Annotated in this window: 12 protein-coding genes; 1 reads left to right on the top strand and 11 read right to left on the bottom strand. The window is 36.0% G+C overall.

Going from position 1 to position 13202, the window contains the following annotated elements:
• Positions 1 to 4 precede the first annotated feature (4 nt).
• A complete protein-coding gene (locus tag OSO01_RS00210) occupies positions 5 to 634 on the bottom strand; it encodes a CBS domain-containing protein (protein WP_147207732.1) in 630 nt (209 codons plus the stop codon).
• A 184-nt stretch (positions 635 to 818) separates the two neighbouring features.
• On the opposite strand from OSO01_RS00210, the gene ppdK reads away from it, so the two are divergent.
• Positions 819 to 3425, top strand: a complete 2607-nt coding sequence (gene ppdK, locus OSO01_RS00205) for a pyruvate, phosphate dikinase (RefSeq protein ID WP_147207731.1) — start codon at positions 819 to 821, stop codon at positions 3423 to 3425.
• A gap of 128 nt (positions 3426 to 3553) precedes the next feature.
• Here ppdK and OSO01_RS23165 read toward each other — a convergent pair whose 3' ends face one another.
• The 10 genes from OSO01_RS23165 to phaZ all read right to left on the bottom strand — a co-directional run bounded on the left by OSO01_RS23165 (position 3554) and on the right by phaZ (position 13115).
• Entirely contained in the window at positions 3554 to 3715 is a 162-nt protein-coding gene (locus tag OSO01_RS23165; protein WP_175297063.1) for a hypothetical protein, read from the bottom strand.
• A 166-nt stretch (positions 3716 to 3881) separates the two neighbouring features.
• A complete protein-coding gene (locus tag OSO01_RS00200; RefSeq protein WP_147207730.1) occupies positions 3882 to 4376 on the bottom strand; it encodes a hypothetical protein in 495 nt (164 codons plus the stop codon).
• Positions 4377 to 4431: 55 nt separating this feature from the next.
• The gene (locus OSO01_RS00195; RefSeq protein ID WP_147207729.1) at positions 4432 to 5151 is read right to left on the bottom strand and encodes a sensor histidine kinase; all 720 of its coding nucleotides are present in this window, start codon (positions 5149 to 5151) and stop codon (positions 4432 to 4434) included.
• A 512-nt stretch (positions 5152 to 5663) separates the two neighbouring features.
• A complete protein-coding gene (locus tag OSO01_RS00190; RefSeq protein WP_186813506.1) occupies positions 5664 to 7685 on the bottom strand; it encodes an ABC transporter permease in 2022 nt (673 codons plus the stop codon).
• A complete protein-coding gene (locus tag OSO01_RS00185) occupies positions 7678 to 8445 on the bottom strand; it encodes an ABC transporter ATP-binding protein (protein ID WP_147208049.1) in 768 nt (255 codons plus the stop codon). Before OSO01_RS00185 ends, OSO01_RS00190 begins: the two co-directional genes overlap by 8 nt.
• A 117-nt stretch (positions 8446 to 8562) precedes the next feature.
• Positions 8563 to 9552, bottom strand: a complete 990-nt coding sequence (locus OSO01_RS00180) for a sensor histidine kinase (protein ID WP_147207727.1) — start codon at positions 9550 to 9552, stop codon at positions 8563 to 8565.
• 1 nt (position 9553) lies between these two features.
• Positions 9554 to 10225: a response regulator transcription factor gene (locus tag OSO01_RS00175; RefSeq protein WP_147207726.1), complete on the bottom strand. Its 672-nt coding sequence runs from the start codon at positions 10223 to 10225 to the stop codon at positions 9554 to 9556.
• A gap of 238 nt (positions 10226 to 10463) precedes the next feature.
• A complete protein-coding gene (locus OSO01_RS00170) occupies positions 10464 to 10958 on the bottom strand; it encodes a GNAT family N-acetyltransferase (RefSeq protein ID WP_147207725.1) in 495 nt (164 codons plus the stop codon).
• Positions 10959 to 11113: 155 nt separating this feature from the next.
• The gene (locus OSO01_RS00165; RefSeq protein ID WP_186813505.1) at positions 11114 to 11611 is read right to left on the bottom strand and encodes a Rossmann-fold NAD(P)-binding domain-containing protein; all 498 of its coding nucleotides are present in this window, start codon (positions 11609 to 11611) and stop codon (positions 11114 to 11116) included.
• Between the two features lie 637 nt (positions 11612 to 12248).
• Positions 12249 to 13115, bottom strand: coding sequence for an intracellular short-chain-length polyhydroxyalkanoate depolymerase (phaZ, locus tag OSO01_RS00160; RefSeq protein WP_147207723.1), 867 nt, complete (start codon positions 13113 to 13115; stop codon positions 12249 to 12251).
• Positions 13116 to 13202: the final 87 nt, after the last annotated feature.

The following is a 13202-nucleotide window of genomic DNA, read 5'->3' as shown; positions in this document are numbered from 1 at the left end:
CCCTTTATTTGTTTAATTCTGCATTTCTGGCTTGCTGCGTAATATAATTGAGCAATCGTGACTTCGTAATTTTACCAATCACTTTTTTGTGATTTTCCTCTTCAACGACTGGAAGTGAATCGACTTCAAAATCTTGTAAAATCGTGGCAGCTTCCAATATATTGATGTTTTTTTCACAGACTTTAATATGTGGTATTCGTGTCATACACACCACAACCGGCGTATTATCAATATCGGAATTTAATGATGCCCTCAATAGATCCTTCCTGGATAAAACACCTAACAGCAGTTTTTCTTCATCCACCACATATAAAGAACCTACATCATAAATAAACAAATTGGTGATCGCATCCCGAATGGATGTGTTTTGATTAACTAACAAAGGCGGAATCATAATTTCATCGATTTTTGTATCAAAGGTCTTAAAAAAGAAAAAGGTTTCTAGATCCGAACCTGCATACGTGTAGCCGATTTTTGGTGTGGCTTGTAAAATACCTGCTAATGTCAAAAAAGATAAATCTGAACGTAAAGTGGCTCTGGAAACATCTAATAACTCAGATATTTTTTCACCACTAACTGGTTGGTAGTCTTTTACTAATTGAATGATTTGTTCCTGTCTTTCACTTAATTTCATTACCTGGACCTCCAAAAAAAGAAAGCATTAAAACCATTTTCTTGCTTATTATGAGTTTATTATACATATATTAACGAATTATTCAAATGAATAATCACATAATTCTATATTGACAAACATATTTACGACATATATGATGATTATTAAATAAATGTGACACATATTGATTTATAGGAGGTATATTATGAGAAAGTTAATCTATACGTTTAATGAAGGACGAAGTGAGAACAAGGATCTGTTAGGCGGCAAGGGCGCCAATCTCGCTGAAATGACTCACTTAGGATTACCTGTCCCCCAAGGGTTTACGATTACCACGGAATGTTGTATGAACTATTTAGATGATGCAGCTTTTTTCGAAGAACAGTTAAAAGTAGAAGTTTTGAAAGCGATTCAAAATTTAGAGTCAGAAACGGGTAAATCTTTTACATCCGAGGAAAATATTTTGTTAGTTTCTGTTAGAAGTGGCGCTGCCTTTTCAATGCCTGGCATGATGGACACCATTTTAAATCTTGGCTTAAACGATCTTAGGGTTCAAGCTTTTGCAAAATTGACCAATGTGAACTTTGCCTTCGACTGCTACCGTCGTCTCTTACAAATGTTCGGTGACGTCGTTTACGGAATCCATAAAGAGCAATTCAATGTGCTGCTGCATCAAACAGAAAGCCGTTTAAATAAAAAAGTAACTGATTTTAACGAAGCAGAGCATTTGGATGTCATCGAGCTTTACAAGAATTTATTTCTTAAAAATAAAGTAGCCTTTCCACAAGATCCAATGGAGCAATTATTCGAGGCAACGAAGGCTGTTTTCAAATCCTGGAATAATCAACGGGCGAAAGTATACCGTGATCTGCATCATATTCCCCACCATTTAGGGACGGCAGTTAATGTCCAGTCGATGGTCTTTGGTAACAGCGGTGAAGAAAGCGGAACAGGAGTGGTCTTCACTCGTAATCCATCCGTTGGTGAAAATAAATTATTTGGTGAATTCCTAATTAATGCACAAGGAGAAGATGTTGTTGCTGGAATTCGCACACCCGAGCCAATCGAAACCTTACAAGCAATTCTGCCAGAAGCTTATAATGATTTTATTAAATATTCTCATAAGCTGGAACAGCACTATAAAGACATGCAGGATATCGAATTTACAATCGAAAATGGCAAGCTGTATATTTTGCAGACCAGAAACGGAAAGCGCACTGCTAAAGCTACCTTGAAAATCGCTTTGGATTTAGCAGCTGAAGGTTTGATTTCAAAGAAAGAAGCGATTATGCGCGTCTCCCCTGAGGTAATCGATCAACTGATTCATCCGGTCTTCGATACAAAAAAACTAACAACAGCAGAAGCTTTCGCAGCAGGTTTGCCTGCCAGTCCGGGTGCAGCAACAGGATCAATCGTCTTTACAGCTGAGAAAGCAAAAGAATACACTGCTTTAGGAAAAAAAGTGATTCTGGTCCGTCAGGAAACCTCACCAGAAGATATTGAAGGTATGGTAGTCAGTGAAGCAATTGTTACCAGCCGCGGTGGAATGACATCGCATGCAGCAGTTGTTGCCAGAGGGATGGGAACTTGCTGTGTAACTGGCTGTGAAGCATTGACAGTAAATGAAGCCGCTAAAACCGTATTATGTGGTAATCATACATTAACGGAAGGCGATACGATTTCTGTGGATGGCAGTACAGGAAGCTTATATTTAGGGGAAATCCCTACAATTGTTCCTGAAAACGATCAGAGCTTGCAGCAATTACTTACCTGGGCTGACGAATGCGCTGAATTGAAGGTTCGTGCGAACGCTGAGACATTACAAGACTTACAAACGGCGATTGATTTTGGCGCAACAGGAATTGGTTTGGCTCGGACAGAGCATATGTTTTTTGGTGAAGAACGTGTGCTGGAAATGCGTCGTTTGATTCTGGCTAAAGATGAACAGGAAGTTCAGTTTGCTTTAAATAAATTACTAAGCTTCCAGCAGGAAGATTTCTATCAAATGTTAAAAACCGTTCAAGATAAACCAATGGTGATTCGTTTACTTGACCCGCCAATGCATGAATTTTTACCGCATGATACGAATGAAATCAAATCATTAGCTGAACAGCTGAACAGATACCCATCTGCTGTTGAAAAGCAAATCGAAAAATTACAAGAAACCAATCCGATGCTGGGTCATCGCGGCTGCCGCTTAGGAATTACTGAACCGCGCATTTATCAAATGCAGGTCAAAGCAATCTTCAATAGCGCCATTCAATTAGCAAAGGAAGGCTTGACCGTTTGTCCAGAGATTATGGTTCCTTTGATTTCAGAAAAAGAAGAGTTGGACTACATTAAAAACTTTTTAACCGAAACCATCGCGGCTACGTTTAAAGAGCATCAAATAGAGCCTTTCCCTTACGAAATTGGGACTATGATTGAATTACCGCGTGCGTGTATTATTGCTGATCAATTAGCAGAAAATGCCGACTTCTTCAGTTTTGGCACCAACGATTTAACCCAAATGACTTTTGGGTTTTCACGGGATGATATCGGTAAGTTTATCAATATCTATAAAGAAAAACAGATTATGCAGCAAGATCCTTTCCAAGTTCTGGACCAAAGTGGTGTAGGCGAATTGATCAAGCTTGCTGTCAGCAAAGCCAGACAAACGAAAGAAAATATGATGATTGGTATTTGTGGCGAAGTTGGCGGTAATCCTGATTCAATCGCTTTCTTCCAACAAATTGGTATCGATTATGTATCTTGTTCTCCATATCGTATTCCAGCTGCCCGTTTAGCTGTAGCACAAGCAGTATTAGGATAGAAATAAGCCGCCTGTTCTCAAATTTTGAATAGGTAGCTATAATATTTTCTTCAATTTATATAAAGCCATTACTACCTGATTAGCTGATTTTGATCAAGTAGTAATGGCTTTACCATCAGAACTTAGTGTTATCTGCTCTTGTTATTAAAATGGTGGATTCCTCTATTGTTTTCTAATTGATCTTCCACTACTCCACTTTGATAACTTTCATTCAATTGATTTTGTACTGCTTGGACACCTTTGTTATCTTCAAACAATTGATTTTTCTTGTTTTTATTTTTTTTGCTCATTTCTGACACCTCCTTATTTTTTAGTATGCACAAAACAATGTAACAGCCTTGTGATAATTACTACCAAATAATGGTGGTATCGCTTTGGTTTGAGTATACATTTTTTATATGATATAGAAAAGTAAATATCTTCGTAAAAGAATTTACTGTAATTTATTAACTTCCTTTATTCAATCTTTATCTGAATACCTCCTTCCAGTTCGTCCCCTTCCAAACTGAGATATTCCCAGCCTCCTTGTAAATCAATGTTTTCTGTATGCTCTCCCTGGCCTTCAAACAATAATTGCTTCTCTGAATCAGCGGTGTTCCAATATACTTTTGCCTCTCCGCTTTCGATGTTAGCGTTATAGGTGATCTGAATCGTCTTTCCTTCCCTTCCATCAAGCGATGCGCCGCCAAACAGATTTTCTCTGCCTGAAAAATGTTGATATACCGCCTCATACGTTCCTGTATAATCATCTTCTCCAAATGCTCTTTCTCCTTCTAATGATTTGTCTTTTGTTAATGAGGGTTCACCAAAAAAGCTGGTAATTTTATCTCCTGCTTTTCGTATAGTTTCACTAAAAAAATTTTCATTATCATTTGAGCTGGAAGAACTGCAGCCAACAAGTAAAATAAAGGTGGCTGTTAAAGCTATCAAGGTTAGTAAATGTTTTTTCATTTGTACTGCTCCTTATTTCTTTGACTTCATTTTAATCTAAAAGAAATCCGCTTATTCAAGTACTACTGTGTTGAAAGCTCTCTTCCTTCATTTCTTTTTCACTTTTACATATTTCAACGATAGTTCCTTTATCTGAAGAAAAAAAATGAGCTTGCAGTTTCATTTTTTGCAACATGTAATTGGATATCAAAAAGCCGATATCTGCTGCGCTATCATAAGAAGAACCTTTCATATCAAGCTCTTTATCCATCACAATTATTCGTTCTTGTTTTACATCCACCTTAATACCAACGTATGTCCCTTTTACCGCATGACGTAATATATTTTGAAATAGATAATTGAACATACGAGTTATCCATTTAGGGTCTACCTTCCAATAAAATGTTTTTTCATCTGGTAAATCTACATCAATATGAAAGCTTTCTTTTTCAAATTGGGGATACCAATTGGCTGCAAAGTTTCTGATTAAACGAACCATATCTGTAGTTGTCGGATGGTATGGATATTTTCCGGATGTAATCATAGTATACGTGAGCAAATCCTCCATCAAGTCAGTAATCTCCAGGATTTGATGGTCGATTTTTTTTAAAGATGCGATACCTTTAACACTCAAGCATTCATTACCCAATTGGAAAACATGCCTGCGCATAATGGTAAGCGGTGTCCGTACATCGTGTGAAAGATTGGCAATAACCTGTAGATTTATGGATTCTTCTGAGTCTTGTTTCCAATTCTTGTGAAAATGATGAGGTTGATGATGTTTTTTTTCGGTCAATATATTCTCCCCCTCCTTCAGCTCTTCCTGCGTCTATTCATGCTCCAACGGCAAATAAAGTAAATCACCAGTAAAACTATTGTTGGGATATTTTGAGCAATGAGCATATAGGCCTTCATGTTTAAGGCAATATCGGAAAAGAAATCTGACTTTAAAAACATATATATGGTATAACTCAGAGACACGATTGGAAAAAGAAGTCCCATTAATCGATTCTTCCTGGTCGATAGAAAAAACTGTATTCCTAAAATTAAAATCCCGCCAACAAAGACAAGTAATAACTCAAATAGACTTAAATGCATAAACAATGACCTCTTTCATATAACTAATTTATCGCAGTGTAACTGGCTATAAGACTCCCGCTTCAAGAAATGAAGGAAACTTTTTATTTCTAAATGGGAGGTCCAACAGCCAGTAACGGCCCGATTCGTTTAAGGGCCTTTAGGTCATTCCCTTGTGGTACTAACCTTCAGTGAGGACTGAAAGAAAACCCCACTGAAGGAAGTTTCACTTTATTGGACAATCTTGTAATAAACGCGTGCCGTTATCCGGTAAATAATCATGTAAACAATCAGGAAAACCAGAAAAGCGATAAGTACGCTTATTGGAAATAAATTTACCTGATTTATCATAACCAGAATCATCAATTTTCTCATCAAGAGGAAAATCGCTAAGATATGGATTCCTGTTACTATAACAGGAAGAAAAAAGACGGTTAAAATCTGAGATTTAATGGCTTTTTTAATTTCCATTTGATTAAGCCCGATTTTTTGCAGGATGGAAAAACGCTCTTTATCATCATAGGCCTCAGAAGTCTGTTTATAGTAAATAATCAGTACTGTCATTAACAACAGTAAAACTGCTAAATTCAAGACAATGAACAAAACACCACTCCTGAGGGCTTGTAAGTCACTCGCTGCTTCTGTTCGGCTATCTACGACAACAAGGTCCATATCTTCCTTTTCCATGTTGGATCGGAGCTGCTCTCCAAACGCAATTTCCTGCTGTTCATTTATGTCCTGTTCCAAACGGATTTGCGTAGACACGTTAGTACTTGCAGCATACCCCTCTACTATTTCTTTTTGCTGCTTTTCTATCTGACGAAGGGTTTCGATATCTTCAACGATAATGTAATACGTATCGCTAATTAAACTTGTCGTCTCATTGTCTAAAGAGAATTCTTCCATATCCTCCATGACATTGACGGAAAATTGATAATCCATCAGCGAAAGGGTTTTCTTTGTATACTCATCACCTGTTCCGTGTACATAGACTTCATTTTCATCAAGTGATATATTATCTCCAGTTAACTGGTTATAACTTTCCTGATCGGTCAAATATAAACTGGCCGGACTCTGTTTTGCTAACATTGAATAGGCATCTTTTGTGACTTCAAAACCATCGTCCGCAGCAAGTGTCACTAAATTAAGATACGTATAAGAAGATAATCCAGTAACTGTATTATTGGTTTCGGAAGCTGTTTGGTCAATCAGCTCGTTTAATTTCGCTTTTACTTCTTCCCCTGTGTCATCGGTATCCTCTGATAGCCTTACCTCTGAAATGACATTACCTGCATATTGTGAATCACCATCCTTATTGCCAGATACGATATATAAGGAGACAGCAATAGAAAGTAATAGAATCACACCAACAGATAAAACGGTAATATTGCCTAGACCCACCGCATTTTTTTTCATCCGATAAAGCATCCCGGAAACAGGGATAAAATGGCTGGTCTGATAATAATAATTTTTATTATTTTTTAAGATTTTGAGTACAGCAATACTTCCGGTAGTAAATAACAGGTAAGTACCTGCAATAATCAATATGGCAGCTAGAAAGGCAAAAGGCATACCGCTAATGGGAGACTGTAATGTTAACCCAATATAATATCCCCATCCTGTTAATAGAACACCGAGAATCGAAAGGAACCATTTGGTTTTCGGTTCTTTTTCACCGACATTTCCGCTCTTTAAAAGATCAATCGGATTTGCTAAACGAATTTGATAGATGTTCCCTAATAAAATCAGCAAAAAAATGATGATAAAGAAACTGAGTGTCCATACAACTGCTTCTGGAGAAAACTCAAACCCAAGAGCTACATCCGCCCCCATCATTTGGCGTATCAATAATACACATACTTTATTAAGAATGGTGCCTGCAACTAAACCTACGATCATGCTGAAGACGAAAATATAAAAGGTTTCATAAGCAAGCATTTTCATGATATGCTTTTTATCCATACCCAAGATGTTGTATACACCAAATTCCCTTTTCCGATTTTTCATTAAAAAGCTGTTCATATAAAACAGAAAAATAGTAGAAAATAGAATCAATACAAAATATCCCATCGAAAGAATCGTTTTTAAATTCTCCCCGCCAGGAATTTCCGAAAGACCCGGATTGGTGGACAATGCCTGGATGATATATGTCATCATAATCGTACTAATACAGGAAATGATAAATGGGAAATACATTTTCCAATTTTTACGAATACTGTCTGCTGCCATTTTCAAATAAAAACTATTACGCATTTCCATCCTCCCCTGCGGCTAATATTGCAAGTGTATTGGAGATTTTTTGAAACATTTCTTCATTTGACATTTGCCCTTTATACAACTCATGAAAAACATTTCCGTCTTTAATAAATAATACCCTCTTTGCATGACTTGCAGCTTTAATACTATGCGTTACCATCAGAATCGTTTGGCCTTCTGCATTAATATAATCAAAATGCTGTAAAAGATCGTCAGAGGATTTCGAATCCAGCGCGCCAGTGGGCTCATCTGCCAATATTAATTCCGGATCGGCAATCAAAGCTCTGGCAACTGCTGCTCTTTGCTTTTGGCCGCCAGACACTTCATATGGGAATTTGGTTAAGATATGCTCGATACCAAGCTTCTCCGCTATTGGCTTTAATTTTTGTTCCATTTCCTTATGTTTTTTTCCTGATAATACTAAAGGAACAAAGATATTGTCCTGTATTGAGAAAGTATCCAATAGATTGAAGTCCTGAAACACAAATCCCAAATTACTGCGTCGGAATGCGGAAATTTCTTTTTCAGGTATTTGGACGATATTCTTACGATTCAGCAATACACTTCCGCGTGTCGGCTTATCTAATGCAGCAAGAATATTTAATAACGTCGTTTTACCAGATCCTGATTCACCCATAATTGCTATATAATCTCCTGAGTCTACGCTGAAAGAGACGTCTGATAGTGCTTCTACTTGATTTCCTCCAAACCTCGTTGTATAGACTTTCATGACATGTTGAACTTGTAATAGTGTCATCATAATCTCCTTTCGCAAATTTCTTGTTGATACTTATACGATAGCAAAAAAAAGAAATGTCATTCCACAGTTCCATCTGACATTTCTTTTTTGTTTCTAACATTTTTGTTAGATTAGCTATTTTGTTGTTATTTGTTTAGGATCAAATACAATAAAAACCTTCGTTCCTTTTTTAGGCTCCGATTCAATTTTTATTCGATGCCCCAATTTCGCCAGAATCTGCTTGGAAAGATGAAGCCCAATTCCGCTGGCACTCTTATGCTGCCGACCTGTAAATCCTGTGAAATTTCTTTCTCCTACGCGAGGAATATCCTCCGGGTGAATGCCGATACCTGTATCCTCTACCACAACAGCGTTTTTTTCCAAGTAAATAGAGATAGAACCATCATTCGTATATTTCAAGGCATTGGATAGAATTTGTTCCAACACAAAACTCAGCCATTTTGAATCAGTGATTATTTGCTGATCTATCCCCTCATAATGAACAGGCAGTTTTTTTCGAATAAAGATGGGAGCATATTTCTTTATTGTTTCACGGACAATCGCATCCAGGTCCACCTTTTGAAAATGATAATCTGTCGAAGCACTTCCTAAACGCACATACTGTAATATCAATTCTACATACTGTTCAATTTTGAATAGCTGTTCCTTCATTTCTTCGGACACTTCATCATTGTCCTCATCTTGAAGTATTAAGTGGAGAGCAGAAATGGGTATCTTTATTTGGTGTACCCACATGGTGAAATAATCTAAGATTTCCTGCTCGTTTTGTGTTTTTATATTTTCCAGATGAGAAAATGCTGCATTCAATTTTTCCAATAGAGCTTGATAGTCACTTTCTATTAAATTGGCCGGCGACGGTAACTGCTCTATCTCAACATGCGTTTGTGCTTGATGAAATGTTAGCTCTTTGTGACTGCTGTAGTAGTTATAAAAATGAAAACCAGCAGCTGCAATTCCAATAAATCCGCATAATGCCAGCCAAAGAATAGAACGCTCTAATGGCACCTGATACAAATAACCAATAATGATGTTTATCAAGCCAAACAAAATCCATAATGCAATCGGTATTTTACAATTGTTCAAATACGTTAAAAAGATTTTCATGTTATCCCTCTATAATATATCCTTCGCCTTTTTTGGTTGTAATCAAATTAACCAATCCCATCTGATCCAATTTCTTTCGTAAGCGGTTCACATTTGTATATAACGCACTATCATCTACAAAGCTGTCTGATTCCCACAAAGTTATCATCAATTCATCACGTTTGATGATTTTCCCTCTATTTTCAAGGAGCTTTTGAAAAATTTTAGCTTCATTCTTCGTTAATTCCGCTGTTTCATTCTCATAAGAAATCGTAAAATTATTCACATTAAAAATTAGCCCTTGATGCTCGATTAGATTGCTGGAGCCACTAAAATCATAAGCCCGACGTAGAATAGCATGAACTTTTGCCATCAATACTTCTAAATCAAAAGGTTTGGTTATATAATCATCCGCCCCCATTTCAACTGCGCGAACAATATTTAAATTGTCTGAAGCAGAAGAAATAAAAATAATAGGGATTTTCGATACCTTTCGTATTTCTCCACACCAATAATACCCATTAAAAAATGGAAGTGAAATATCCATCAGTACCAATTGAGGATCAAATGCAATAATTTCAGAAAGAACATTCTGAAAGTCTTGTACTACCGCTCCTTCATATCCCCACTTTTCCATATGCTCTTTTATTTTTTTAGATATGACTGAATCATCTTCCACGATAAATATTTTCAACTTATCAGTCCCTTCTAATTAATCTTCATGAAATTTTACTTTTATAATGTATCTCTTCATAATCAATTATCTCAAGAATATTTGGACCATAATTTTAGCGGTCAGGAAACCAGATTTATCTTACTATGAAGCATAGCTTTCTGAAAACCTGGACAAAGCCAGGGGTTTTAAACTAGAATAAATCCAACTGAAAATAATGTCCAGTTGGATTGAATAAAATAAATTACTGGTCTGAAGATTAATTATCATTTAAACTTTTCTCCATCGATAATAAAGGGCATTCTTTTTTTCCAATCATGATAATTTGCTCCGAGGACAAAAGAAACCCTTTTTTCTTATAAATACTTATCGCCTTTTTATTATCAGATAAGACTTCCAAACACAAAAAATCTTTTTTCATTTCTTTAGCAGCATCCTCAACATACTGCATAAATTTTGAACCGGCACCCAGACCTTTATATTGGTTTAAAATATATACTCGTTCCATTTTTAAATAGTTTGGTTGGATCGTGTACATTCCGTAGCCGATTATTTCATCATTATTTTGTATAAAAAGAAAATGATAATTTGACTGATTTAATTCTCTCATCAGATTATCTTTGCTGTATGTGATATTTACATATTCATTGACGTTGACTTCACCTAATATGTAATTAAAAGCTTGTCTGTATGTTAATTTACTAATCTCTTGTAATTTATCGACATCATATGTTTGACATGTTATAAATTCCATAGAAACACCCTCTATGATTAAATACCCCTGTTAATTATCATTATTTTAACTAATTTTACGTATCTTCATGTAATAGAATAATCCCAATTATATCTTACTGAATGATTTTAAGCATCTCTTTATTTGGAAAACACGTTGAAAATCGTAAGTGTCCTCTAAAGTAAATTAGATTCATCTTTTTGAAGTTGTGACAGCTCTACACTTACATTCCATAGATTTTTTTGATTCTCTTTGTTATAGGAAAGAGCAGAAGTTTTCATTTCTTTTTTGCCCTCAAAGTACCTTCCAGTGACATACTTTAATTGATTATCCATTACTAATGAAGCTAAAGCCTTACCCGATTTAGCAACGCTATTTATATTTGTAGGAAGAATTACAAATAAGCCAAGAAAATATTTTAATACAAATCTTGAAATAGGGTGATAAGTTCTGGCAAGCCTTGTTTCCGGCCTTAACCCAGGATCAAAAGCATTTACTGTTATATTTTTAGAAGTCATTTTGTTTAATCGATCAACCAGTTCATACATGCAATGTATATTGCATAATTTTGAAGTAGTATATCTTCTCTTCCCTGCCAATCCTTTCTTATCGTTCATACGGTCTCCCTCAGAATAAGCTAATAATTTTGCATTTTTATAGATAGGCTCAGGCATGCCGGTTTTCTTCTCCGGGTCATGCGTACCGCTGCTGACAAAAACAATTCTTCCGTCTTTATCCATTCTATCAAGTAATAAGTTCACTAGAAGAAAAATGGCTCAAATGATTTACTGCAAAGGTTTCTTCAAATCCTTCCTTGGAATAATGCGTCTGATCCACAAATTGCACTCCCGCGTTACAAACTACTGCATATAGTGGTGGCAGGTTTGATAAACTATTAGCAAAATCTCTGACTGATTTCAAAGAAGAAAGGTCCATTTCTGCATAGGAAATAAAGATTTTACTGCCTCACTTGCTTTTAACTGATTTCTGCAAGTTTATCATCATATCCTGGGAAAATATGAAAATATTGAGAAATACTTAATGGCAAAAGGAGTTGACAAACGAATTTTAGATAGTGTGAAGGAAAAACTTAAGTCATAGTTCACTAGTGACATTAATTATCGGACAGTTAAACCAGATGCGAATGTAAAATGAATAGGCAGGAAATGCAAGCAGCGGCTCCTAAAAACCCGCTGCTTTTTCTTTTTTCAATCAAACACAAACTGGTTCATACAACTTGAAATTCCAATTCATGTTTCTTTGCCGAAGAAAAAAATAACTAAATAGTTGAAGAAGAATTTCCAGAAGTAATCAAACTTTTAAATTTAAAAATGTATAGGTTTCTTTCAAAACTACTTCTAAATTATCTATCAACAAAGCGTGTCCGGCATTCACCGACGCATAACGAAAATCAATTCCAGCTTCTTGTAAGTCCTCTATTATTTCTAACGTCATTATCTCCGATACGATCAAATCATTTTTCCCCCAAATTACTAAAATAGGAGCCGCGAGATTACGTATTTCCCCAGTCCCATCAGCTACACCATTGGATACTGTACTTATATTGAAAACATTCGCTGCATATGCTGCATCGAGTATATTCCTTTGCTGTGTTGCACTTTTTAAATACTTTTGATACTGTTCTTCATTTGGCTGGTTAACGGAATAAAGCACCTGATCCATAGCTGCTCTAAAAAAAGCTTGATTATTCATTTTCTGAGCATCTAACATCCTATTTAATCCTGGATCTTTTACTAATTGCTCTCGGGAATGAATTCTTTTACCCTCTGTATTAAAAGCTGGATACCCTCGTGTAGACATGGAAGAAAGCAATACGATTTTTTGAACATAGTCTGGATAATCAATTGCAAACTGCATGGCTACACCGCCTCCATTGGACCAGCCCATTAAAGAAAACATTTTCAAATCTAATTGATCAACAAGCTGTTTAATATCATCAGAGAAATCCTTGATTGAATTTACCGGCTGATGATAGGTTGATTGTCCATACCCGCGTAAATCAATCGCATAAACTGTAAAGACAGGATCTATTTCTTTAAGCAGCAAATCCCATTGAGCGGAAGATGCCATATTTCCATGAATTAATAATAGAACACGCTCCCCGCCGTCTCTTTTTACATAAAATAGATTTTCACCAGTATCCAATGTGATATTCATAAGTACCCTCCTTTTTCTAATTCCAAATCCTTTAATGACTTCATCTTCACCGTGAAAGTATATATTTATGTTAAATGATTGCCATAT

Source organism: Oceanobacillus sojae, assembly GCF_007991515.1.
Classification (GTDB): Bacteria; Bacillota; Bacilli; order Bacillales; family Amphibacillaceae; genus Oceanobacillus; species Oceanobacillus sojae.
This window is presented reverse-complemented; position numbering and strand designations above follow the sequence as displayed.